This is a genomic window from Nitrospiraceae bacterium (genome assembly GCA_019637075.1).
Taxonomy (GTDB): Bacteria; Nitrospirota; Nitrospiria; order Nitrospirales; family Nitrospiraceae; genus JAHBWI01.
This window is the reverse complement of the sequence record JAHBWI010000002.1, coordinates 570,827-592,986: the sequence shown is the minus strand read 5'-3', so window position 1 is coordinate 592,986 and position 22,160 is coordinate 570,827. Positions and strand designations below refer to the sequence as shown.

At 59.8% G+C, this 22,160-nt stretch carries 25 protein-coding genes and 1 pseudogene; 16 read left to right on the top strand and 10 right to left on the bottom strand.

The annotated features are described in order from the left end of the window. The first annotated feature begins 163 nt into the window (after nucleotides 1-163). The 9 genes and pseudogenes from KF814_07070 (at nucleotide 164) to KF814_07030 (ending at nucleotide 8,702) form a co-directional block, all read left to right on the top strand. On the top strand, nucleotides 164-499 hold the full coding sequence (locus KF814_07070) for a DUF2282 domain-containing protein (protein ID MBX3235895.1): 336 nt from the start codon (nucleotides 164-166) through the stop codon (nucleotides 497-499). 11 nt (nucleotides 500-510) lie between these two features. Next, nucleotides 511-1,356, top strand: coding sequence for a DUF692 domain-containing protein (locus KF814_07065; GenBank protein ID MBX3235894.1), 846 nt, complete (start codon nucleotides 511-513; stop codon nucleotides 1,354-1,356). Then, nucleotides 1,340-2,116 (top strand): putative DNA-binding domain-containing protein, encoded by a 777-nt coding sequence (locus tag KF814_07060; protein MBX3235893.1) that lies wholly within the window; start codon nucleotides 1,340-1,342, stop codon nucleotides 2,114-2,116. Before KF814_07065 ends, KF814_07060 begins: the two co-directional genes overlap by 17 nt. Then, complete coding sequence (locus tag KF814_07055) at nucleotides 2,113-2,655, top strand: DoxX family protein (GenBank protein MBX3235892.1); 543 nt, start codon at nucleotides 2,113-2,115, stop codon at nucleotides 2,653-2,655. The genes KF814_07060 and KF814_07055 overlap by 4 nt, the downstream gene beginning before the upstream one ends. A gap of 98 nt (nucleotides 2,656-2,753) precedes the next feature. Next, the gene (locus KF814_07050; GenBank protein ID MBX3235891.1) at nucleotides 2,754-3,455 is read left to right on the top strand and encodes a Crp/Fnr family transcriptional regulator; all 702 of its coding nucleotides are present in this window, start codon (nucleotides 2,754-2,756) and stop codon (nucleotides 3,453-3,455) included. 575 nt (nucleotides 3,456-4,030) lie between these two features. After that, nucleotides 4,031-5,142 (top strand): IS3 family transposase gene (locus tag KF814_07045; GenBank protein MBX3235890.1). Its coding sequence is split into 2 segments (ribosomal slippage): nucleotides 4,031-4,292 and nucleotides 4,292-5,142, totalling 1,113 coding nucleotides; the frame shifts between segments, so codons are not numbered across the junction. 45 nt (nucleotides 5,143-5,187) lie between these two features. Continuing rightward, on the top strand, nucleotides 5,188-7,056 hold the full coding sequence (locus tag KF814_07040; GenBank protein MBX3235889.1) for an RHS repeat protein: 1,869 nt from the start codon (nucleotides 5,188-5,190) through the stop codon (nucleotides 7,054-7,056). Further along, a complete protein-coding gene (locus tag KF814_07035) occupies nucleotides 7,038-7,484 on the top strand; it encodes a hypothetical protein (protein MBX3235888.1) in 447 nt (148 codons plus the stop codon). Before KF814_07040 ends, KF814_07035 begins: the two co-directional genes overlap by 19 nt. A gap of 112 nt (nucleotides 7,485-7,596) precedes the next feature. Next, nucleotides 7,597-8,702 (top strand): annotated as a pseudogene (locus KF814_07030) (IS3 family transposase). Between the two features lie 431 nt (nucleotides 8,703-9,133). Here the strand turns inward: KF814_07030 and KF814_07025 are convergent. Further along, the gene (locus KF814_07025; protein ID MBX3235887.1) at nucleotides 9,134-9,619 is read right to left on the bottom strand and encodes a group 1 truncated hemoglobin; all 486 of its coding nucleotides are present in this window, start codon (nucleotides 9,617-9,619) and stop codon (nucleotides 9,134-9,136) included. A gap of 218 nt (nucleotides 9,620-9,837) precedes the next feature. Here KF814_07025 and KF814_07020 point away from each other — a divergent pair, with 218 nt between their 5' ends. Both KF814_07020 and KF814_07015 read left to right on the top strand, forming a co-directional pair. Next, entirely contained in the window at nucleotides 9,838-10,446 is a 609-nt protein-coding gene (locus tag KF814_07020) for a sigma-70 family RNA polymerase sigma factor (GenBank protein ID MBX3235886.1), read from the top strand. Beyond that, entirely contained in the window at nucleotides 10,443-11,027 is a 585-nt protein-coding gene (locus KF814_07015; GenBank protein ID MBX3235885.1) for a cupin domain-containing protein, read from the top strand. Before KF814_07020 ends, KF814_07015 begins: the two co-directional genes overlap by 4 nt. 15 nt (nucleotides 11,028-11,042) lie before the next feature. Here the strand turns inward: KF814_07015 and KF814_07010 are convergent, their stop codons facing one another. From KF814_07010 to KF814_06970, 9 genes are all read right to left on the bottom strand, one after another. Further along, nucleotides 11,043-11,408 carry a DUF2784 domain-containing protein gene (locus KF814_07010; GenBank protein ID MBX3235884.1) on the bottom strand — a complete coding sequence of 122 codons (366 nt, stop codon included), beginning with the start codon at nucleotides 11,406-11,408 and terminating at the stop codon, nucleotides 11,043-11,045. Nucleotides 11,409-11,584: 176 nt separating this feature from the next. After that, nucleotides 11,585-11,893: a TfoX/Sxy family protein gene (locus tag KF814_07005; protein MBX3235883.1), complete on the bottom strand. Its 309-nt coding sequence runs from the start codon at nucleotides 11,891-11,893 to the stop codon at nucleotides 11,585-11,587. A gap of 27 nt (nucleotides 11,894-11,920) precedes the next feature. Continuing rightward, on the bottom strand, nucleotides 11,921-12,355 hold the full coding sequence (locus KF814_07000) for a hypothetical protein (protein MBX3235882.1): 435 nt from the start codon (nucleotides 12,353-12,355) through the stop codon (nucleotides 11,921-11,923). 46 nt (nucleotides 12,356-12,401) lie between these two features. Then, nucleotides 12,402-13,256, bottom strand: coding sequence for a methyltransferase domain-containing protein (locus tag KF814_06995; protein ID MBX3235881.1), 855 nt, complete (start codon nucleotides 13,254-13,256; stop codon nucleotides 12,402-12,404). Nucleotides 13,257-13,260: 4 nt separating this feature from the next. Next, nucleotides 13,261-13,770: a hypothetical protein gene (locus KF814_06990; GenBank protein MBX3235880.1), complete on the bottom strand. Its 510-nt coding sequence runs from the start codon at nucleotides 13,768-13,770 to the stop codon at nucleotides 13,261-13,263. Between the two features lie 115 nt (nucleotides 13,771-13,885). Beyond that, the gene (locus KF814_06985; protein MBX3235879.1) at nucleotides 13,886-14,497 is read right to left on the bottom strand and encodes a pyridoxamine 5'-phosphate oxidase family protein; all 612 of its coding nucleotides are present in this window, start codon (nucleotides 14,495-14,497) and stop codon (nucleotides 13,886-13,888) included. A gap of 70 nt (nucleotides 14,498-14,567) precedes the next feature. After that, nucleotides 14,568-15,908, bottom strand: coding sequence for an SCP2 sterol-binding domain-containing protein (locus KF814_06980; protein MBX3235878.1), 1,341 nt, complete (start codon nucleotides 15,906-15,908; stop codon nucleotides 14,568-14,570). Nucleotides 15,909-15,943: 35 nt separating this feature from the next. Further along, nucleotides 15,944-16,243, bottom strand: a complete 300-nt coding sequence (locus KF814_06975; GenBank protein MBX3235877.1) for a hypothetical protein — start codon at nucleotides 16,241-16,243, stop codon at nucleotides 15,944-15,946. A 51-nt stretch (nucleotides 16,244-16,294) separates the two neighbouring features. Beyond that, nucleotides 16,295-16,879: a TetR/AcrR family transcriptional regulator gene (locus KF814_06970; GenBank protein ID MBX3235876.1), complete on the bottom strand. Its 585-nt coding sequence runs from the start codon at nucleotides 16,877-16,879 to the stop codon at nucleotides 16,295-16,297. Between the two features lie 90 nt (nucleotides 16,880-16,969). Between KF814_06970 and KF814_06965 the strand changes: the two genes are divergently transcribed. From KF814_06965 to KF814_06945, 5 genes are all read left to right on the top strand, one after another. Further along, the gene (locus KF814_06965; GenBank protein ID MBX3235875.1) at nucleotides 16,970-18,199 is read left to right on the top strand and encodes a TCR/Tet family MFS transporter; all 1,230 of its coding nucleotides are present in this window, start codon (nucleotides 16,970-16,972) and stop codon (nucleotides 18,197-18,199) included. An 89-nt stretch (nucleotides 18,200-18,288) separates the two neighbouring features. Further along, the gene (locus KF814_06960) at nucleotides 18,289-18,975 is read left to right on the top strand and encodes an inorganic pyrophosphatase (protein MBX3235874.1); all 687 of its coding nucleotides are present in this window, start codon (nucleotides 18,289-18,291) and stop codon (nucleotides 18,973-18,975) included. A gap of 30 nt (nucleotides 18,976-19,005) precedes the next feature. Beyond that, nucleotides 19,006-20,712 (top strand): DEAD/DEAH box helicase, encoded by a 1,707-nt coding sequence (locus KF814_06955; GenBank protein ID MBX3235873.1) that lies wholly within the window; start codon nucleotides 19,006-19,008, stop codon nucleotides 20,710-20,712. 389 nt (nucleotides 20,713-21,101) lie between these two features. Continuing rightward, nucleotides 21,102-21,359: a DUF2024 family protein gene (locus KF814_06950; GenBank protein ID MBX3235872.1), complete on the top strand. Its 258-nt coding sequence runs from the start codon at nucleotides 21,102-21,104 to the stop codon at nucleotides 21,357-21,359. Between the two features lie 27 nt (nucleotides 21,360-21,386). Continuing rightward, the gene (locus KF814_06945) at nucleotides 21,387-22,052 is read left to right on the top strand and encodes a winged helix-turn-helix transcriptional regulator (GenBank protein ID MBX3235871.1); all 666 of its coding nucleotides are present in this window, start codon (nucleotides 21,387-21,389) and stop codon (nucleotides 22,050-22,052) included. Nucleotides 22,053-22,160 lie beyond the last annotated feature (108 nt).

Below are 22,160 nucleotides of genomic sequence, written 5' to 3'. Positions count from 1 at the left end.
AGTGGCTTCACAGAGCTTGGTCGTAGGCTGAGCGAAGCCGATGAGACGTCCTACACCCCAGAAAGGGGGATTCACATGACCGAGCCCTAAATCCGTCACGATGCGCACAGGTTCAATATCGAGTGTGTCTCACAATGTCATGAAGCCTAATGAGGAGATTTCGATGAATGCCAAGACCAAGAAGAGTGCTGTGGTGCAGTCCGCATTGTTGGTGGCCTTGAGTTTGGCCGGGGCCGAAGCGGCGAGTGCTGAGCCCAAGGTGCCGGAATTGCCCAGCGGCTGGGAAGCCTGCGGCGGCGTCGCCAAGGCCGGCATGAATGATTGCGCGGTCAAGACCAGTCTCCATTCCTGTGTCGGTATGGCCAAGACCGACAATGAAGCCGATTCCTATGTGTTTCTGCCGAAAGGCCTTTGCGCCAAGATCGCGAAGGGCACGGTGTTGGCCGTCACCAAGGATGATTTGGCCAAGATGAAAGACATGATGATGAAGAAGATGTAGGGCGGACGGCGATGTCTTGCTCACATTCCACCCCGATCCCGGCTCAGGCCGGGATCGGGCTGCGGTCGCAGCATTTTCGGGAGATTCTGGATTCGACTCCAGCGGTCGCTTGGATGGAAACCCATCCGGAGAACTATTTCGGCGAGGGCGGCGCGCCGCTTCGCATCCTCGAGCGGATCAGATCCCAGTATCCATTGAGTTTTCACGGGGTCAGCCTCTCGTTGGGATCCGCCGATCCGCTCGACCGGACCCATCTTGCGAAATATAAGAACGCGATCGACCGATATGAACCGGCGTTCGTGTCGGAGCATCTCTCGTGGAGTTCCGTCGGCGGGCGGTTCCTCAATGAACTCCTCCCATTGCCCTTGACCGAAGAAAGCCTGAACCATGTCTGCCGGCGGATCACTGAGGCGCAGGAGTTTCTTCGACGCCCCCTCCTGATCGAAAACATCACGCGGTATCTGACCTGGCGTGACTGCACGATCCCGGAAGGGGAGTTTCTGGCTGAGACAGCCAAACGGACCGGCTGCGGGATTCTCCTCGATTTGAATAACGTCTATGTGAACGCGGTCAATTTTCATCTGGATCCGTTCGAGTTGCTGGACGCACTACCGGACGAGGCCGTCTGGGAAATCCATCTGGCAGGGTTCGATCGTTTCGGGGGTTGGCTCATTGATACCCATGGCGAGGCGGTCTATTCGGAAGTCTGGGGCCTCTATCAGTGGGCGATTCATCGTTTCGGGCCGCGCCCGACGTTGATCGAATGGGATACCAACATCCCGCCGCTGTCTGTCCTGGTCGATCAGGCCAAGCAGGCGGACGCGATGCTTGGAGGTTGCTATGTTCCGGCTTCGTGAGATTCAGGAGGCTTTTACCAAAGGGATGACTGAGGGGAAATACAACGCGGTGGCGGACACGATCGTATCCGGCGGCTCATCCCTACGCGGTGTGGCGCTCTATCGCCGCTTGATCCGCACCAACTACACGCAGGTGCTCAGCGTCACTTACCCGGTTCTGCGCCGGTTCGTCGGGCCTCGGTATTTTGGCTTTCTCGCGCGTGGCTATCTCACACGATACCCGTCGGCCAGCGGCGACCTGTTTGCTTATGGACGGCATCTCCCGGCACTGCTGCGTGAATTACAGGTTCCCGGCCTGCTGGTCGAACTCGCGCGATTGGAATGGGCCTGTCATGACGTGCATCAGGGGGCCGATGCTCCGCCGATATCCTACGATCAACTCGCGACCGCCGCTTCAGCCGATCCATCGCGAGTCATCCTTGTCCTCAGCCCAACGGTTCGACTGGTGCGCCTCTCGCGACCGGTCCATCGTCTCTGGTTCGCGTTCCAGGCGGAGGCTTCGGCAAACAAGCACGCCGACCTGCCCCTCGATGTCGAGGAGACGGGCGTAGCTGTCGCGAGGGCCGGAGGGGCCATCCACGTGAAAGCGCTTGCAGCGCTTGACTACCGATTGCTGGAAGCCATAGCCGAGCGAAAAACTGCGGCCGAATTGGAGCAGATCGCCCTACAGGGAGACCGCGAGTTTGATTTCTCGCGTTTCATGGCATTCATCCTCCAGTTGGGCCTGTTGGGTGGCGTTGAGATGGAGGTGCGGGCATGACAACACACGATGGATTCTTTTCGCGCGCAGTCAAGCGTGTCGCGCTCCTGCACGGTCGATTGAGCTTGGGACTGGAATCTTTGTTGCCGTTCTTCGACCTATCGGTCCGTCTCTACTTGGCGCAAATTTTTTGGAAGGGAGGCATGGTCAAGTTATCCAGTTGGATGTCCACCGTCATGCTCTTCACGATGGTCTACGATGTGCCGGTCCTGCCGCCGGAGATTGCAGCCTACCTGGCCACCGCCGTTGAATTGGGCGGTTCGTTCCTGCTGGCGATCGGCCTCGCCGGACGATGGGCGGCGCTCTCGTTGTTCGGCCTGAACATTGTGGCGGTGACATCCTACGGCCAACTATCAGCGGCCGCGCTCCAAGAGGCGTTTTATTGGGGAATTCTGTTCTTGTATTTGGTTCTGCACGGTCCGGGACGGTTGTCGGCGGATGGTCTTCTGCAGATGCTCTATCGGAGACGGCAAAGAAGCGCCAATGTCGCGGATGGACTCATCCTGGCACAAGCTCCACAGAGGGCAAGGGCGGATTGACGGGCTGTGGGATAGAAGGGCGATGACCCGGCTTTTTCACGCCGTTGCCTTGTCGGGGATAGATGAGCCGTATAGAATTCCAACAATGAGGTGCGCACATGGAGCGGTTGCCATCCATGCCGAATAAACTGTGGTTTCTGAAACATATTCGTTTGTTTGACGGGATCTCTCCCTCAGCCATGCACGAGATGGAGAAGATTACCCGCATGGAAGAAGTCAGAAAACGGCAGCCGCTGTATCTTCCAGGCGATCCAAGCAGCAGCGTATATCTGCTCAAGCGCGGCCGGGTCAAAATCGCCAATACGGCGGCAAATGGAAAGGAAATCACCTTCGAAATCATCGAGGCAGGCGAAGTCTTTGGGGAACTCGACGTGCTGCAGGATACTCCCAGGTCCACCTCAGCGGAGGCTCTCGACGATGCATTGCTTTGCGTGATCCCTCGCAAGGAGTTCGACCAGTACTTAGCCATGCACCCAAATGTGACCATCAAACTGACGAAGCTGATCGGACTGAGGCTGAAGAAGATCCAGAGTCGTGTGGAGGACCTGGTGTTCCGCGACGTGCCGGCTCGGCTGGCGCATCTGCTCTCGGAATTGGGCAGAAACGAAGGCGCTCCGGACCCGCAAGGTGTGCGTCTCAAGGTGAAGCTGACCCATCAAGAAATGGCCAATCTTATCGGCTGTAGTCGCGAAACGGTGAGTGCGACGTTAGGGCGGTTCAGGGAAGAGAGGCTGATCCATATGGATGGTCGCACTGTCGTCATTCTCCGGCCGGACGCGCTGGTTCGACTTGCCTCTTAACATCGCCTCCTGTGCGGCCTCGCCATGGGCGTTGGTCTTCTCGCAGTGATTCTTCCTCTCTCTCATCTGTGCGCTCGGAGTCGCTTCAGGAGCCATTCTCTTTCAGGAAGACCTGTCGCGACCAATGTCCCGTCGACGAGAAACGCCGGGAATGCAACGAGCCCGCTGGACTCAGCACTGAGCTCTGCGGGTATCAGCTCAATGGTCCAGTCCGGGAGTTGTCCGCGTATCTCTTCCGCCAGCTTCTGCACGGAGCGGATGGAGAGACAGCCCTGGTGTGCCAAAATGGTGAGGCGTGCCATGCGGTCACTCTAGAGGAGACCGGTCGTCTGTTCTGTGAGGGCCATTACAGAAGAAGTTTTTCCGACCAATGGTGTATCCATAGAGATCGAGGGAGCAGCCTCTCGATCAGCGGAGCGGGAAGTGATTTGGATAACTGGTGGGCGCTGGGAGGAGACTGAGTTCGTAGGAATAGTATGCGGGCCGGGTCTATTAATGAGAGCCGTGATGAATTGACCTGCCCCCCTTAAACGGGTCCAGATCCTATGTTAGGGTCGGGCCGAAAGGAGGGCCGTATGCCACGTCTCCGTCACACCGTCGAACAGATTCTTGCCAAGCTGCGTGAAGCCGAAGTCGCGCTGAGTAAGGGCCAAGCGGTGGCACAGGTCTGTCGCGGGCTCAGCATTACGGAACAAACCTACTATCGCTGGCGTAACGAATACGGGGGGCTGAAGGTGGATCAGGCCAGACGCCTGAAGGAACTGGAACGCGAAAACAGTCGGTTGAAACGCGCGGTGGCCGAACTCACGGTCGATAAACTAATTCTGAAGGAGGCGGCCGAGGGACACTTCTAAGCCCAGCGCGCCGACGGCAGACGGTGGCGCACTGCTGTGTGACGCTGGGCCTTGCAGAGCGCCGGGTATGTCGGACCTTAGGACAAGCGCGATCTACACAGCGCTATCAGCGAGAGCCGCCCGATGATGAAGCGCCGTTGACGACCGCCATCATTCAGTTGGCCAGCCAGTATGGCCGCTACGGCTATCGGCAGATCACCGGCCTGCTGCGGAACGAGGGCTGGCGCGTGAATCACAAGCGCGTGGAGCGGATCTGGCGGCGCGAGGGCCTGAAGGTCCCGAAGAAGCAGCCGCCGCGTCGGCGGCTCTGGTTGACGGATGGCTCGTGCATCCGGCTTCGAGCGGAGCATCCGAACCATGTGTGGGCGTATGATTTCATGGCCACCCGCACCGAAGATGGGCGTCCGGTGAAGCTGCTAACCATCGTGGATGAATACACGCGTGAGTGTGTGGCCATTGATGTGGGCCGACGGCTTCGATCGGATGATGTGTTATTCCGGCTTGCAGAATTGTTTGTGCAACGCGGCGTGCCACAGCACATTCGTTCGGATAACGGCCCGGAGTTCGCGGCGAAGGCCGTGCGGCAGGGGCTGGCCCGAGTTGGTGTCCGCACGTTGTTTATCACGCCGGGCAGCCCTTGGGAAAACGGCTATATCGAGAGTTTCAATGGGAAGTTACGAGATGAACTGCTGGATCGGGAACTGTTTGATACACTCTGGGAGGTGAAGGTGCTCGTGGAGCGCTGGCGGCAAACCTACAACCGGATACGGCCCCACAGTGCGCTAGGCTATCGCCCGCCGGCACCGGAAGCAATCGCGCCGTGTTGTGCGTGACTCACATGCACACTGGTACAACTACAGGGGGCAGGTCACAGCGGCGTGACCGAATACGCCTACGACGGCAATGGGAATTTGCTGACCGTCAAGGATGCCAAGAACCAGGTCACGACCTTTGCCTACGACAGCCGGAACCGGTTGCTCTCGACGACCGATCCGCTCGGAAAAGTAGAAACGTATGAGTATGACGGCAACGACAATCTCACCAAGCGGGTCACTCCGAAACTGGATCAGATCGTCTTTGCCTATGACGCCGTGAATCAGTTGCTCTCGAAGACCCTGCCGGGCAGTCTCGTCACGAGCTACACGTACGACAGCGTGGGCAATGTGACCACTGTGACCGATCCCGATAGCGTGCTCGCGATGACCTATGATCAGGCGAACCGGCTGTTGACCACCAGCACGGCGGGATCGAGCAACCAGCCCGCCGTGACGCTGACGTACACGTACGATGTAAACGGGAACAGACTGACCCTCAACGATGGAACCGCCGCACAATCGTATGGGTACGACGTGCTGAACCGACTGAGCAGCTTATCCAGCCCAGTTGGGAACGTGGGCTGGACTTACGATGCGTTGAGTCGCAGAACGGCCATGACACTGCCGAATGGGACGCGCACAACCTACACGTATGATCCCGCGTCCCAGGTCACCAATATCCTGCATCAATTGACAGCGACGAGTGCGCAGATCAACAAGGCTGATTACGTTTACAATAACGTGGGCAATCGGACGAGTCTCACTGATCGCAGAGGAAGTCAGAACTTCGGCTACGACGTTCTTGATCGGCTGACGACAGCCAGCCATCCGCTGTTGCTGAACTCGCAGAATTTCGCGTACGATCCAGTCGGGAATAGGACGACCAATAGCAGCAGTCACAACGCGGCCAATCAACTCACTGCCGATGCCCAGTTCACCTATCAGTATGACGATAACGGGAACCTGACCCGGAAAACTTCTCTCGCCACGAGCAACTTCACCGTCTACACGTACGATACCGAGAATCGGCTGACACAAGTGCAGGAATTTGCATCTGGCAATCCCACGCCGGTGACCACCTCCAGTTATCGGTACGATGGGTTGGGAAGGCGGATCGAAAAGATTGGGAACGGCCAGACCCGTCGGTATGTCTATGATGGCGAAGATATCCTCTTGGAATATGATGGAACGAATGTGTTGCAAGCCCGGTACACGCACGGCCCGGGCATTGATGAGCCAATTGCCGTCACCAAAGCGGGGAGCACCTTCTTCTATCACCAAGATGGATTAGGGACGGTGACCGAACTGACCGACAATGCAGGGACTGTTGCCAAAGCGTATGCTTACGACGCCTACGGCAACATTCTGGAATCCCCGGGAACAGTGGAGCAGCCATATACGTACACGGGGCGTGAATTTGACACGGAAAGCAGCCTTTACCATGCACGGGCTAGATTCTACGACTTTGTGGCTGGGCGATTCTTTCAGAAGGATTCGCGCGGCCTCAGTCGTGGCGAATGGAATCTCTATCAATATGTGTTGGATAACCCTGCTAACTTAGACGATCCATTAGGCGAATTCCCGCGAAGACCGCATCGTCCAATCCGCCCAATAAACGATACAATAGGGCCAGCCTATGCCTGCGTCACACGCGTTCGGGATGACGTTTGGATCCAGGCTGGTAGCCAAGGATGGCGGAATAACGATAAACGAGTTCACTGTGTAGTTTCTTGTGAGGTCGGTAAGCAATGTGGCACGGCTGCAGGATTCTCAGCAGGAGTTGCGAGGGAAGCTTATCAATTGACTTTGAAGGGGTACATTTTTGACCCTGCACAGCGTCGAGATTCTGTGCTCGATGAGCAAGCCAACATCTTTGGATTGGCATGTCCTTTGGCACAAGATTGCTATCAACGATGCATTACAAGGTATTAGAATCGAGCGCGTTCAAAGCCCGTAGTCTTTTTGGTGTTGTATGTGCTGCTTTCTTGTGTGCGCTGCTGCTGGCCTGCGACACGGCGGTGTATCATCCGGACGAGATCCGTGCTCAAAAGAAATTCCAATCGATCGTCGCTGGGATTACTGAAGAGGAGCTTAAGAAACAGCTAGGGCAACCTTTGGGACACATTGCGTTTGACCAGACGCGAGGGATCTATCAATACTTCACTTCAATAAGGCAGTCTACTGCCGTAGAATTTCGTACGCTTAGTTCGATAAATAATTCCCACCCTTCTGAGCTTCGTTTGTTGCCGACAGGCAAACACGCTAACAAGATTCTTGTCTTTGTCGATGGGACCGTGCACGGATATTTCTACTTTGGGCAGAACGGACGTTTGGAAGATAAAGCTGTGGTTGTGAGTTAGACAGATTGATTAACCTGCCATTTATGATCCTGACACAGGGCTTGCGGTATTGACCTGCCCCCCTTAAACGGGTCCAGATCCTATGTTAGGGTCGGGCCGAAAGGAGGGCCGTATGCCACGTCTCCGTCACACCGTCGAACAGATTCTTGCGAAGCTGCGGGAAGCCGAAGTCGCGCTGAGTAAGGGCCAAGCGGTGGCACAGGTCTGTCGCGGGCTCAGCATTACGGAACAAACCTACTATCGCTGGCGTAACGAATACGGGGGGCTGACGGTGGATCACGCCAGACGCCTGAAGGAACTGGAACGCGAAAACAGTCGGTTGAAACGCGCGGTGGCCGAACTCACGGTCGATAAACTAATTCTGAAGGAGGCGGCCGAGGGACGCTAAGCCCAGCGCGCCGACGGCACGAACGGTGGCGCACTGCTGTGTGACAACTGGGCCTTGCAGAGCGCCGGGTATGTCGGACCTTAGGACAAGCGCGATCTACACAGCGCTATCGGCGAGCCGCCCGATGATGAAGCGCCGTTGACGACCGCCGTCATTCAGTTGGCCAGCAGTATGGCCGCTACGGCTATCGGCGAATCACCGGCCTGCTGCGGAACGAGGGCTGGCGCGTGAATCACAAGCGCGTGGAGCGAGATCTGGCGGCACGCGAGGGCCTGAAGGTCCCGAAGAAGCAGCCGCCGTCGGCGGCTCTGGTTGACGGATGGCTCGTGCATCCGGCTTCGAGCGGAGCATCCGAACCATGTGTGTGGGCGTATGATTTCATGGCCACCCGCACCGAAGATGGGCGTCGGTGAAGCTGCTAACCATCGTGGATGAATACACGCGTGAGTGTGTGTATGATGTGGGCCGACGGCTTCGATCAGATGATGTGTTATTCCGGCTTGCAGAATTGTTTGTGCAACGCGGCGTGCCTGCACATTCGTTCAGATAACGGCCCAGTTCGCGGCGAAAGGCCGTGCGGCGAGGGCTGGCCCGAGTTGGTGTCCGACACGTTGTTTATCACGCCGGGCGGCCCTTGGGAAAACGGCTATATCGAGAGTTTCAATGGGAAGTTACGAGATGAACTGCTGGATCGGGAACTGTTTGATACACTCTGGGAGGTGAAGGTGCTCGTGGAGCGCTGGCGGCAAACCTACAACCGGATACGGCCCCACAGTGCGCTAGGCTATCGCCCGCCGGCACCGGAAGCAATCGCGCCGTGTTGTGCGTGACTCACATGCACACTGGTACAACTACAGGGGGCAGGTCAGGTAATAAATATCGGAGGTTTCAGTAGACTTGATCGCGCTATGCAACCATGGTTTCTTCTTCCATAGAGACCGCACAGGTCGTCCGTAAAGTCTTTGCGCCGGCAGCTAGTGATGCTTGAGGATAAGACAACGATTCACAATGCATTTTCCGGATCGAGGGGTTACACCATGAAGCTCAACTATGATCCGGACACACATTCCCTATATCGATCATTCTGGGAGTCCACGCGTAGAAAGTCGGAGAGCGTACCAAAAACGGCGTGCTGCTGAGCGAGAATCTTAGCCGGTCATGAACCAGTGGCTGGGCACTTCGTCCACGCTGCTTTTCCTGGGCATAGCGGGGCGGCCGCACCGGCCGCCCCGCAGTTCTCTTGAGGGAAGATGCAACGCGCCTATTGCATTGAGGCCATCGGCTTCTCGACGATGTCCCCCTTCATCGGACCCAACGCGCCCAGCAGTTCGTTCTTTTCCCGTTCCGGCACCTTGAACTTGTTCAAGGTGGCGACCAGGTCGCCGACCAGGGCATCGAAGTCGCCGCTGCTGATGCCCATGCCGGCGTGGGTGCTCTTCATGTCGCGGCCGGTGTAGGTGCAAGGGCCCCCGGAGGCTTGGCAAATTTGATCCACCAACATGCTCTTCAAGCGGGGAATGTTGGCATTGGCAAACTTGCCGTTGATGCGGGTATCCGCCGCTACGCGTGCGACGAACTCATCCACCACGGCAGTGATCGCAGGCTTTCCGCCGAGTCTCTCGTAAAGAGGTTTGTCCGTTGCCATCGGTGCGCTGCCGGCGGAACCGGTCGAACCGGTCGTGCTGCAAGCGGCCAACATTGAGGCGAATCCGGCGACGAGAGTGAATGATACGAGACGTCTGATCATGATGACTCCTCCTGGTTGTGGGTCAGTGGGTGATGGCCGGGCCTTGAGACGTCCGGCTTTCTGTTCAGGTCTACGCGGGCATCGTGCGAACGGATCTCAGGCACGTGAAAAAAAGTGTCGTTGCGGGAAAAAAGGTGAGGTGATAGAGTTTCGCTCGCTTTCCCCTCGATTAGACGAATCCAACGGCAAGCTTCTCTCGTAGTTCAGGGGGGAGCTCTATGCTCGACATGATGGCCATGGCCGCGACTCACGTACCGACACAGGAACAGCATTGGGGAATGCTGATCGCCCGGATCGCATCCGGCGACCAGTCCGCGCTCGCCGAGCTGTATGATGCCAGTAGCGCGCAGGTGTTCGGCCTGGCATTGAGAGTGCTCGCCGAACGGACTGCGGCCGAGGACGTGACGCTCGAAGTCTATACGCAGGTATGGCGGCAGGCGGGCAGCTACGATCCCGCACGAGGCACGCCGGGCAGTTGGCTCATGACCGTGGCACGGACGAGGGCGATCGATCGGTTTCGCGCCGGATATTTGGAGCGGGGCGCGCAGGCGCCGTTAGAGTCTGCCGCCGATCTTCCCGGGATGGGGGAGACGCCGGAGCAATATGCGGCTGGAGTCGAACGTCAGCGGCTGGTGCGGGAGGCGCTGACCGCACTCACGTCCGAGCAGCGCGAGGCGGTGTCGTTGGCGTATTATTGGGGATTGAGTCAAAGTGAAATCGCCGATCGCCTGCAGATTCCGCTCGGGACGGTGAAGACGCGCGTGCGACTGGGGATGATGAAACTTCGCGAAGTGCTGGCGCCGCACGAGGAGGGACTGCGGCCATGACTGATCCGCGTGATCCACGGGAGTTTGCCGAGTCCGCAGCCCTCTATGCGGCGGGTGCCTTGGGTGACGAGGAGCGCCGGCGATTCGAGCAGCGAATCGACCGGGCATCGGCTGCGGACCGTCAGGAGGCCGCTGCGTTTCAGGACGTCGCGCAAGAGCTCGCGTTTGCCGGTCCGATGGTCGCGCCCCCGGCATCGCTCAAAGAACGACTGATGGCGCGCATTGCGCTCGAACCGCAAGAGCGGGAAGGTGAGCGGGACTTTACCTTCGTCCATTCCGATCGGCTGAGCTGGCAGGAACTGGGCGGGGGCGCGTCGATGAAACTCCTGTTCAACGATACTGCCGGTGCCAGGATGACCATGCTGGTACGGCTGGCTCCAGGCGGCACGATCGCAGCCCACCGACATGCGCAGGTCGAGGAGTTCTACGTGTTGGAAGGCAGTTGCATCGCCGCCGGACAATCGCTCAAGGCCGGAGATTACCATCGGGCTGAGGCCTCCAGCCTGCATCCGATGACCTACAGCGAACAGGGATGTCTGGCGCTGGTCATTACTTCTTCGCGCAATGAACCGGCGCGGTAGGCCTGTGCATTCATCTCAGCGGCGCCGCCATCGACGCCACACCCAAACATAAACCGTCCCGTTCACCAGCAGCACCGCCGTCCCCAATAAAAGCTGCACCGTTCTGGTGAGCGTCGCGGGATAGAGGATCGGCAGCAGATACGTCGTCACGAAGTCGCCTTCTGATCCCTGTGCCCCGCCCCGTGCCCACAGCCATTGCTCCAGCGGTGTCAGCGGGCAGATCCATCCGGTGAACTCTACGAGCGCGCCCCAGGCTGCTGCGGGAAGGTGCCACTTGGCCAGACTGGGCCATCGCCACACGAGCAGTCCGCCTGCCACGACGAACAGCACGAATCCCAGATGGATCAGCACGGTCAAGTCGGCCAGAAGTCGATAGACCATGGCGGATCAACACAGCGAAGGCGCGGCGTCTGCCGGCGGGTAGGTCGGGCGTCCGTTCTCAACCAGGGCAAAGGGTGTCAGTTGATGGAGATCGTCACACCCAGGCGTGACGATTGGCTGGTGGAACTTCCAGACGGATCCGCCGCGCGCCCTTTTCTCCGGAGCGGCAAGCCACGTCACGCACAATCCCTGGCCCTGGCGGCCCAAGCCGACAGGATTTCCGCATCTTCCAACACGTCCACCGGCACTTCGTAGTAACTGGTCAGCGTCTGTTTGAGGGTCGGGCGAAACGGTCCCATCCCCCGATTCCGGTACTGAGGCCGTGTGTCTTCGTCGGTTTTAAAGTACAGCCGGCCGCGGTGAATGATGCCGAAGAACGAGCCCAGGCAATACAACCCGTGCCCGCCGAACATCGCACGGCAGGTGAGGCCTTGCAGGTCCTGGAGTTGATCCAGGACGAAATCTTTGAACCCGTCGCCGGCCATCTGTGGGTGCCTGCGCAGGATGCGGGATTACTTCAGTGCCTGCAGCGAGTCGCGCAGTTCCCGGACTTCCGCGGCAAAGAGCTCGAGGTGCTGGCTCCGTTGGGGCTGGTCATCCTTAAATTTCCACACCCGCTTGAAGATCGCCGTCATTTCCTTGTGGTGGGTGACGGCAAGCGCATAAGCCGGCGTCTCGCGCTTGGCTTTCTCGACGCAGCACAGCGAATTTTCGAAGGCGTGAAACTGATTGTGCAGGTCGTCCAGGGGTTGGTCGACGCCTTTGCCGGGCTGGGCGGCCTTGGCGCTGGCCTCCAACATGGTGGTGAGGTTGATCAAGGTGTCCACGCTGTCGGCGCCCTTGGCCTTTTCGGCAAACTCTTTCGCGTGGGGATAGAAGAGATAGCTGCAGCCGCTGGTGGTTAACAGGGCAAAACCGAGTGCCGTAGCCAAAAGAGTGTGTCGCATGGGTAGACTCCTTCGTGACCGGTTCAGGGTTGGTGGTGACTGGTCGTTACAACGGCTTCCGTCCGCCTACGAGTCGTACCGAAATTGGGAGGGCAATGGTCTGTCCCCGGCGATAGCCTGCCGCGGCCTTAAGAATTCCGCGCTCGGCTTCCGCCCGTTGCGCGGTCGTCAACGTCTTGAACAGGTTCTGCAGCGGGGCGGCGATGTCCATCAGGCTCCCCATGTATTCTTCAGCTGAGGCATACAGGGTGTCGGCTTCGAATTCCTCGTCCGTGGTGGGCGCGAAGCCCGCCTGTGCCAGCATGCTACGCAAATCGCCGGCTTTCGCCAGGCGGAAGATCCCCGGCGCCTGCGGATCCGGTGCCGGCAGCGTGACCAACGTTTTCAGAATGTCCATGGGAATACGGATGGACGGGTTCTTGTCGGGCGAGGCCCAGACCGCCGCGGCCAGGTAGCCTCCCGGTGCCAGCACTCGGGCGATTTCCTTCGCGGCCTTGGGGATGTCCGGCAGGAACATCAAACAGAAGCGGCTGATGACGGCGTCGAAGGCGCCGTCTTCGAAGGGCAACGTCGACACGTCGCCGGTGCGGAAGTTTACATGGCGGAGTCCGAGTTCGGCGGCCTTGCGGGTGGCGACCGACAACATCGACTCCGCGAGATCGAGCCCCATCACTGACCCGCTCGGGCCGACCACTTGGCCTGCCAACAATGCGGGATAGCCCGTGCCTGACCCCAGATCGAGCACCCGCATGCCGGGCCGCAGGCGGGCATCCGCCACCAGCCGGTGGTTGATCACGGTCAGGTTCTGCTGGAACAGGGCGTCCCATTTGTCCCAGCCGGAGGCGACTCGATTCCAATCCTGGCGTTGTGCGGCAATGACTTCGTCGGCGGTCTGTGGCATGGCGCTATTTCACCCGTTCGAAGTTGAAGACTTTCGGGATGTCCTTCCCGGCTTTGCTGAGAATCCAGGTCTGCGTAAAGTGATCATGGTCCTTCAGGTCGAGCGTCATCTGATGCATGTGGGCGTCGCTGGGATTCTTGAGATTCGTCGCGTCGACGAAGGCGAAGGCCACGGTCTTGTCGCCCTCTTTCGGGCTGGTCGCCTTCATGCGCGGCTGGTTGTTCAGCGAGCAGTAGTGTGTGAGCATCAGCTGGTCGCCGTCGGTGTAATACATCGTGGTCATGGGCGGACTGTCCGGCGTCGTCAACGTTTCCGTGAGGCTGGTGCCTCCAGACGTGAGTTGATAGACGACCCGATACGACTTCCCGTCGGCATCGGCGCCTTTCCATTCTCCAACGAGGGGCTTGAGTGGGGTGAGGGCGGCGTCCGGCACATCGGCGGCGGGAGAGAGTGTCGGGACGGACATAAAGACAAGAAAGAGCAGTAGGAATCCCCATAAAAATCCGGATCGCATGATCGATAACCCCCCAGGAAGACTGCGGATGGAATAACGCAGTCAAGCATGTCTGGAAGGGTGAGATCAAGCCCTTTACCGGCTCTGTACCAAATCCGAACAATCTCTTCTCCTTTCATGTTGAGACTCGTTGCGGCGGTTCGGCCGACCGAGCTTCAAGTTCCGCGATCCGCGCACGCAGGGGTGCCGCGAACCGTTCGATCTCCTCCACCGTATAGCGAGGCGTGATGTGCTGGGTGCAGTTCCAATCGAAGGCGACGAGGTCGACGAAAACCACTCTCGTCGCCGTCGCTCCGGCCTCAGGCGCCGGGATCTGTGCCACGATGTCGGGATGGGCCTCTGCCGGTTCGATGCGCGCATGCCCGATCAGTTTCAGGCGGCTCTGCTGCGGATAATCCATGAGGATGAGCGCAACACGCGGGTTGCGGCGAAGATGTCCCATCGTGAGCAATTGTCGATTGCCCTCATAGTCTGCAAAGGCCAAGGTGTCGGCGTCGAGTACCCGCAGGAATCCGGCCGGGCCACCGCGATGCTGCACATAGGGCCAGCCTTCTTCGTTAACCGTGGCGAGGTAGAAGCTGTCGCGCGCGCTGATGAATACGGCCTCATCCTCCGTGAGACGGTCCGAACCGGGACGAGGAGAGACGTGACGTTCAGCCCCGTAGGCGATCCGTTGGGTCTCGCGCACGGCCGGTGTAAACATTGCCTGGTGATACCGTATTGTCATGCTGCCTCCTCTCGCGGTCGATTCCGTTCCCTGGGGCACTCCACGAGGTGCCGATGGTTGGACCGCCTGTTTAGGAAGGGACGCACCGGCCGAATGCCATCAGCAGTCGCGGGGAGCCTGACAAGCGAATGGCCCTGCGCACCAGCGCCCAGAGCAGACCCCGCTCCTTGCGAATGAATTCGAGCCAGGTTCGGCTGTCTGCCCGGATATGCAGATCTCCGGCGCCGACATGGCCGGCTTGTACCTCAATACGCTGATCGATAATCCTCACCGTGGCCTGGCAAGGCTCTTCTCCCGTGAACGTGAAGTGATAGATGGCCGACAGATGTTTGGCCTGTCCTCGCTGAAAGACAAGCGGGAGGCTCCGCAGGAAGTCCGCGATCGTGCCCGGTCGGAGTCCATTGCCTACGGTTTTGGTGCGCTTCCTGGGGAAGTGTGCCGGCACGTAGGCCTCGGCATCCGAGCCGGGAACGACGTAGATGGTCTCGACCTTCTCTGTCAGCGGTTGGACAACCGCGGCCGTGAAGCCTTTGCGGTCCAGCAGAAACGGCGCAATCACGTCGTCGCCCGCCGGGCAGACAGCGAGGCAATAGGCGGCCTTGTAGTTCGCGCCATAAGACAGGCTTTGCCACATTGAGGCGGATTCCGTATCCGAGACCCTGGCGCGATAATCCCGCGCGCTGCGGCTGGAAGCGATCTGGTCTACCCAGTCGGTGAACCCTCCCATGAATTCCCGATAATTGTGCGTGTAGCAGGCGGAGAAATCGAATCGGCCGTCGGCGCCGATCGCGCCGGTCGGGCAGGCGGTCACGCAGAGTTTGCATTCGAGGCAAGGATTGTAGGCGAGGGGCCGGTCATAGCGATTGATGGCTCGATCCAGCACGATGGTGCCGAGCAGGATGAAGTTGCCGAACTTGGGATGGATGACGTTTCGGTGGAGGCCCATTTGCCCCAGTCCGGCTGCCACGGCGACCGGCTTGTGCGAGACCACCCAGATTTTTCCAGGGAAGCGGTCCATCTCCATGGGAAACCCCATGGCCGGGTTCATGGCCCGGATGCCTCGCCGTTCCAGTACGGCCACGATGCGGCGCGCCACGTCGTTGGTGTGGTCCCCGGTGCGATGGAATTCCACATTGGCGACGGAGCGGGCGGGACTTCGGATCGGTTCCCGGTTCATGCGGCACACAAAACTGATGAGCGACGTGGCGGAGGGGAGGAGGGTGAGGATGTCTCCTCGGTCCGCGGCCAGCTCCGGCCGATCGATCTCAACGAAGCCGACGTCATCGGCGCCCGCTTCGAGGCAGAGCTGTCGGAGTTCGTCCGCGTCCAAAACGGTTTGAGGAAGGTCCGCGACCGCGGAGGCCTGGACCTCACGAAAGTGTTTCACGGTTGGATGGTCGTTCAATTTCATCGGCGCCCTCCATCTTGGCGTGAGACGCGAGCGTCTTATGTCGATGAGACGTCATCGTCCTGCGTGATCCACCGTTCGCGCGGGCGCGTGAGCAGCGGCGTGAGTTGCCGGACGGTATCTGAATCCTTGTAACGTTCACGGACTACGTCCGCGTCTGCCAGACTCCGCCGACGGGCGAGTGCCAGCAGGTGTGTCGGTGCCAGTTCATCGACGAACAGCTGATGGAAAAGGAAGCCCTCGAATTGCCGCATCTCCGACCAGATTCGACGCGTCAGCCTGATCCCTTCTGCTGCTTTGCCCGGTTTCAGCCAGGTATCCCGCAGGATCGTCACCATGGAATGACCTCCTTGGAATGATCGTTCCAAAATAGATGAAAAAAAACACGCTCAGTCCAATATCGACAAGGCGGCCTTGGCGGTCTGCCGAACTGCGTCCGCCGGGGCGCCGGCCTTGATCATCACAATTGTGCCTTGCATCATCGTGACGAGCACGCGCGCCAGTATACGGGGGTCTTTGTCCTTATCGAGGTCTCCCTCCTGCTTAGCGCGCAGGAGCAATTTGTAGAACGCGTCTTCCAAATGGGTCAGCCTCCCGGCCACTCTCTTCCCGATGTCGGCTTGGTGCGGTGCCAGCTCCATGGCGGTGTTCGCGATGAGGCAGCCGCGACGTTGGGGATCCGACAAGGCAAATTCCATCATGCCTTCGACGAACTTGCGTACGAGAGGGAGGGCAGGGCCCGGCTGGCTGAGGAGAGAAATTCTGGCCCCTACGCTACCTTTCGTGCAGTAGAGGTCCATGGCCTTGAGGAACAATTCGCGTTTGTTGCCGAAGGTGGCGTAGAGCGAACCGCGATTGATATCCATCGCGGTGAGGAGGTCTTCCATGGAAGTCGCTTCATAGCCCTTGCGCCAGAAGACATGCATGGCCTTGTCGAGCGCTTCAGCGGGATTGAACTCTTTGGGGCGTGCCATGGGGGAAGCATAGCGAATTATGGAATGATCAGTCAATAACAAAGTTATTTTATTCTGCAGGCCGACAGAACGGCCTGCTAGGATGCTCCGATGCAGTCATCCGACATGGTTGCCGAGCCCCGACGGGCGGCGGTTTCCTTCATTCTGTTTACGGTCTTGCTCGACGTCCTCTCCTTCGGAATCATCATTCCCGTCCTGCCGAAGCTGGTCGAGGAGTTCATGGGCGGTAACACTGCGCAAGCCGCGCAGATGTATGGCCTGATGGGGACGTCCTGGGCGCTGATGCAGTTCTTTTGCTCGCCGATCCAAGGAGCGTTGTCCGATCAGTTCGGCCGGCGACCTGTAGTTCTGTTGTCCAATTTCGGGTTGGGGCTGGATTATGTGCTGATGGCGTTGGCGCCGAATCTCACTTGGTTATTCCTCGGCCGGGTGATCTCGGGAATGGCCGCGTCGAGTTTCAGTACGGCCGGGGCATACATTGCCGATGTGACGCCGCCGGATCGACGGGCTGCCGGCTTCGGCATGATCGGGGCGACGTTCGGGCTGGGGTTCATCCTGGGGCCGGCCGTGGGCGGCATCCTCGGTGCCATGGACCCGCGTCTCCCGTTCTGGGGGGCGGCGGTCACGAGCTTGGCGAATGCGTGTTACGGGTATTTCGTGTTGCCGGAGTCCCTGCCGAGCGCGAAGCGGATGCCCTTTGCGTGGAAGCGGGCAAATCCGCTGGCCTCGCTGGCGCTGTTGCGGTCGCACCATGAGTTGTTCGGGCTTGCGACGGTCTCATTTCTGGGGTCCTTGGCCCATGTGGTGCTCCCGAGCACGGCGGTGCTCTACCTCGGCTATCGCTATGGATGGGGACCATCGACGGTCGGGCTTACGCTTGCGGTGGTCGGGGCCTGCGCGATGGTCGTCCAAGGCGGGTTGGTAAAACCGATTACGGCACGATTGGGAGAACGGCGGACCCTGCTGCTTGGATTGCTGTGCGGAGCCGTGGGCTTTTCCATCTATGGGCTGGCGCCGAGCGGGTTGGTGTATTATTGCGGGATTCCCATCATGGCATTCTGGGGACTGGCCGGGCCCTCGGCTCAAACCCTCATGACGAGGCGAGTCAGCGCCTCCGAGCAAGGGCAACTTCAGGGGGCGCTCGGGAGCCTCATGGGCATCGCAGGGTTGATCGGCCCCGGGGTCTTCACGGAGACGTTCGCCTTTTTTATCGGGCCCCGATCGGACCTGCATTTGCCGGGGGCGCCGCTGCTTCTCTCGGGGGTGATGTTGCTGGTCGCCGCGGTCCTGGCCTGGCGGGCCACGAGCGCGCAGCGGTAGCCGGAGATCGGTGCCGCGGCTCACCTGTTCGCCACCCCGACGATATGTTATAAGGCATTGCGCGACTTGATGAATTCAGTGGAGGTTTAATGAGCAAGAAAGAGATCGATCAGTCTCAACGGTTAATGCGCCTGATGTTCAAGGCTCACCCTTGGCACGGGGTGTCCATGGGAGAAGCTGCGCCGGAAGTCGTGACGGCCTATATTGAGATCGTGCCGACCGATACGGTGAAGTATGAAGTCGATAAGGCCAGCGGATTCTTGAAGGTGGATCGGCCGCAGCGGTTCTCGAATTTCTGCCCTGTTTACTATGGTCTGATTCCGCAAACCTATTGTGGTGACAACGTCGCGGCGTTGTTTGCCAAACGGGCCAAGCGGAAGGGGATGGTCGGCGACGGCGATCCGCTCGATATCTGCGTCTTGACCGAAAAGACCATTCCCCATAGCGACATTCTGCTGACGGCCTTGCCGATCGGTGGGTTCAGCATGGCGGACGGCGGCGAGGCCGACGATAAAATCATCGCCGTGATGCGCGACGATGCCGTGTATGGGGCCTTCACCGACATCGGAGAATGTCCGCTCACGCTGCTGGATCGGCTGCAACATTACTTCCTGACATACAAGCAGGCGCCGGGAGCCATGCACCACAACAAAGTCGAGATCACCAGCATGTACGGCCGGGAAGAGGCCCTCGAGGTCATCCGAGCCAGCCACACAGACTATTGCGAAAAATTCCCGGAGCTGGAATCGCTCTGGAGTCAGTCGCTCAAGCATTAGTACGATTCAGAAAGGCCATCCGCACATTCTATGAAAGAGGACAAGACACACTCCGATCCGACCACCTCGGTGCATGGATTTTCCCCCGGTTTTGCCGCCCTGGGGCTGGAAGCTTCCCTGCTGGCGACACTCGAAACCTTGGGGTACGAGGAACCGACGCCGATCCAACGCGAGGCGATTCCTCCCTTGTTGTCGGGGCGCGACGTGTTGGGGCAGGCCGCGACCGGTACCGGTAAGACGGCTGCGTTCAGTCTGCCGTTGCTCCAACGGATCGCGCATGCGCCGCGTCAGCGGCCGTCGGCCCTGATTCTGGTGCCGACCCGCGAGCTGGCGGTGCAGGTGGGCGAGGCGGTGCAGCGGTACGGAAAAGAATTGCGGATGTCGGTGCTGGCGATCTACGGCGGCCAGGCGATGGGGCCTCAGCTGCAGGCCCTGCGTCGTGGGGTGGATGTGGTGGTGGCCACGCCCGGTCGCGCCTTGGATCACCTGCGGCGTCAGACCTTGCGTCTGGCAGGCCTCCAAGTCGTGGTCCTCGACGAAGCGGACGAAATGCTCGATATGGGGTTTGCCGAGGATCTCGAAGCGATTCTCGAACAGACCCCCGCAACGAAACAGACCGCGCTGTTTTCGGCAACCATGCCTCCGCGGATCGCGGCCATCGCTCGGCGTCATTTGAAGGACCCGGTCGAGGTGTCGATCGCCAAGGAGCCGGTGAAGGCCGGAGCGACGCCGAAGGTGCAACAGACGGCATACGTCGTGTATCGACAGCACAAAAGCGCCGCGTTGGCGCGGGTGCTCGACATGACGGCGCCGAAGTCCGCCCTGGTCTTCTGTCGCACGCGGTTGGAAGTGGATGAAGTCACGGCCGCGTTGAACAATCGGGGTTATCGCGCCGAGGCCATTCACGGCGGCATGAGCCAGGTCCAGCGCGACCGGGTGATGCAGGCGTTTCGCTCGGGGCAGACCGAGCTGCTCGTCGCGACCGATGTGGCCGCGCGCGGGCTGGATATCCCGCACGTGTCGCACGTGATCAACTACGACCTGCCGTCGTCGCTCGAAGTCTATGTGCACCGTATCGGCCGCACGGGCCGGGCCGGGCGCGAAGGGGCGGCCATCACGATTCTCGAGCCGCGAGAGCATCGGCTGTTGCGCAGCGTGGAGCACATGACCAAAGCCAGGATCACATTGGCGCCCGTGCCGTCGGTGGCTGACTTGAAGCGCAAGCGCCTGGAGCGGACCGGTGCTGCCGTGCAGGAGGCCATAGCCTCGGGTGATCTGGAGTCGTTCCGGGCCGTCGTGGAAGCGCTCGGGGGAGAAGGTTCGGCTCAGGACGTGGCCGCGGCCGCGTTGAAACTGGTCTATCGCGCCTTCGGGGGTGAACGGGCTGAGGAAGAGATTCCGACGGTGCAAGCACGCGGGCCCGAGCCCATGCGGCCGATGGGCCGGCCTGGGTACGAATCCCCCGGCCGTGGACGACTGGCCAAAGGCGGCCGTTCGGCCGGCATGGTGCGAGTCTACGTCGGAGCCGGTCGCGCGGCCGGGATCAGACCCGGCGACCTCGTCGGGGCGATCACCAACGAAGCCGGTATCACCTCGCGCTCGATCGGCGCAATCGAAGTGGAAGAACGGTTTTCCATCGTCGACGTGGCGGAGGACGCTGCGAGGCAAGTGATCGAGGCATTGGGGCGAACGAGACTCAAGGGGCAAAAGGTGGCGGTGAGGGTGTTTCGGGAATGAGGGAGGAGGCAGTCGGTGAGTGCCACTCGCTCGCGGAACGCGCGCCCTCGGAAGGACCTCGTTCGACGCGCGCGTCCGGTATCCACCGAGCTGCCTCCCCGCCGAGCGGGTCGAGGGTAGCAAGCTTGGTGGGACGGTTCCAATTTGGTCAATGCGCCCACTGAACGGCAGCCCTGCCACTCCATTTCCTCACTAACCACATAAGGCGACAGAAAGCTTCGACGGGCCATCTTTCCTCTGGTGCAGGCTCTCATCTGTAGCCTGGTCCTTCTCCATCTACCGTTACCGTGCGTCATGGGCCTGTCGATCGGGGGGGGATTGACGGGGTGACCGGTGTCGAGTAAATAGTTAGGAGTCCTTAGTAATGGTTCAAGTTGTCACGAGGAGGCATGATGGATACGGTGAAGGTGTTCGACACGTGGGTGGAGATCAAGGGCAAGATGCTGCATTTCGATGTGATGACTACCAATGAGGCCACGGCGCTCAAGCTTGCCAACGAATATGTGGCGAGCTTGGGGCATCAGGCGGTTACGGTCACGGCGCAGGAATGTCAGTTCTGCCATCAGGAACCACTGGTGATGTTTAACCAAGGGCAGCAGCAGGAGTTCCGTGCAAAAGGCGGTTTCATCGTTCCCTTGCCCGCCTAGACTCGCGAGGGACTAGCGAGAGAGACCATGAAACAGCTTCCCCTCGTCGGCGAGAAGACGGTCACCGAGCACATTACGGTGGGCCTCTTGAAGATTGCGATGGCCCTGCGCAGCCAGGCCTGGGACGGGGGCACGAGTCGGAAACTCACCCCAACCCAGGGGCACATTTTGACGTTGCTGGCAGACCGAGCCGGAAGTCCGGTCCGGCTCGGTGAAGTAGCGGAGGCTTTGGCGATTACCGCGGCCACGGCCAGTGATGCGGTGAAGGCGTTGGAGCGAAAGAAGCTGGTTCACAAGGCGCGTTCCAATGCGGATAGTCGAGCCTTGGTCCTGTCCCTCACTGCCGCAGGCAGACGCGAGGCTCGTCACAGTAGCGCCTGGAATGACGTGCTGCAGGGTGGGCTTGTAGAGTTGGCGCCGGAAGAACAGCGGGTCTTTCTCCGCGGCCTGTCCAAGGTGATCTGCTCGCTGCAGGAACAGGGGGCCATCTCTATTGTCCGCATGTGTGCCGGCTGCCGCTACTTCAGGCCCTATGTGCATGGGGATTCCGCCAAGCCCCATCACTGCGTATTTGTGGATCGACCGATGGACGACGGACAATTGCGATTGGATTGTCGCGAGTTTGCAGCACCCGAGACAACCGGTGGTGCGTCTGCCCGACGCGTCTTTCTCGCAGGGCCTCGCGCGAGATAAGTCCCGCTCTCCTCTCCTCGCAGCACTCGGCCCCCTATTCGTAGAATCCACCCGTTGACAGAGAGAACGACCCGACCGTAGCCTGCTGCCTTCCAGCGGGAGGGGGCG

Bases quoted from the DNA above. Each gene is read 5' to 3' on its own strand.
- KF814_07070 (MBX3235895.1), top strand. From the start codon at position 164: ATGAATGCCAAGACCAAGAAGAGTGCTGTGGTGCAGTCCGCATTGTTG.
- KF814_07065 (MBX3235894.1), top strand. From the start codon at position 511: ATGTCTTGCTCACATTCCACCCCGATCCCGGCTCAGGCCGGGATCGGG.
- KF814_07060 (MBX3235893.1), top strand. From the start codon at position 1,340: ATGTTCCGGCTTCGTGAGATTCAGGAGGCTTTTACCAAAGGGATGACT.
- KF814_07055 (MBX3235892.1), top strand. From the start codon at position 2,113: ATGACAACACACGATGGATTCTTTTCGCGCGCAGTCAAGCGTGTCGCG.
- KF814_07050 (MBX3235891.1), top strand. From the start codon at position 2,754: ATGGAGCGGTTGCCATCCATGCCGAATAAACTGTGGTTTCTGAAACAT.
- KF814_07035 (MBX3235888.1), top strand. From the start codon at position 7,038: ATGCATTACAAGGTATTAGAATCGAGCGCGTTCAAAGCCCGTAGTCTT.
- KF814_07025 (MBX3235887.1), bottom strand. From the start codon at position 9,619: ATGATCAGACGTCTCGTATCATTCACTCTCGTCGCCGGATTCGCCTCA.
- KF814_07020 (MBX3235886.1), top strand. From the start codon at position 9,838: ATGCTCGACATGATGGCCATGGCCGCGACTCACGTACCGACACAGGAA.
- KF814_07015 (MBX3235885.1), top strand. From the start codon at position 10,443: ATGACTGATCCGCGTGATCCACGGGAGTTTGCCGAGTCCGCAGCCCTC.
- KF814_07010 (MBX3235884.1), bottom strand. From the start codon at position 11,408: ATGGTCTATCGACTTCTGGCCGACTTGACCGTGCTGATCCATCTGGGA.
- KF814_07005 (MBX3235883.1), bottom strand. From the start codon at position 11,893: ATGGCCGGCGACGGGTTCAAAGATTTCGTCCTGGATCAACTCCAGGAC.
- KF814_07000 (MBX3235882.1), bottom strand. From the start codon at position 12,355: ATGCGACACACTCTTTTGGCTACGGCACTCGGTTTTGCCCTGTTAACC.
- KF814_06995 (MBX3235881.1), bottom strand. From the start codon at position 13,256: ATGCCACAGACCGCCGACGAAGTCATTGCCGCACAACGCCAGGATTGG.
- KF814_06990 (MBX3235880.1), bottom strand. From the start codon at position 13,770: ATGCGATCCGGATTTTTATGGGGATTCCTACTGCTCTTTCTTGTCTTT.
- KF814_06985 (MBX3235879.1), bottom strand. From the start codon at position 14,497: ATGACAATACGGTATCACCAGGCAATGTTTACACCGGCCGTGCGCGAG.
- KF814_06980 (MBX3235878.1), bottom strand. From the start codon at position 15,908: ATGAAATTGAACGACCATCCAACCGTGAAACACTTTCGTGAGGTCCAG.
- KF814_06975 (MBX3235877.1), bottom strand. From the start codon at position 16,243: ATGGTGACGATCCTGCGGGATACCTGGCTGAAACCGGGCAAAGCAGCA.
- KF814_06970 (MBX3235876.1), bottom strand. From the start codon at position 16,879: ATGGCACGCCCCAAAGAGTTCAATCCCGCTGAAGCGCTCGACAAGGCC.
- KF814_06965 (MBX3235875.1), top strand. From the start codon at position 16,970: ATGCAGTCATCCGACATGGTTGCCGAGCCCCGACGGGCGGCGGTTTCC.
- KF814_06960 (MBX3235874.1), top strand. From the start codon at position 18,289: ATGAGCAAGAAAGAGATCGATCAGTCTCAACGGTTAATGCGCCTGATG.
- KF814_06955 (MBX3235873.1), top strand. From the start codon at position 19,006: ATGAAAGAGGACAAGACACACTCCGATCCGACCACCTCGGTGCATGGA.
- KF814_06950 (MBX3235872.1), top strand. From the start codon at position 21,102: ATGATGGATACGGTGAAGGTGTTCGACACGTGGGTGGAGATCAAGGGC.
- KF814_06945 (MBX3235871.1), top strand. From the start codon at position 21,387: ATGAAACAGCTTCCCCTCGTCGGCGAGAAGACGGTCACCGAGCACATT.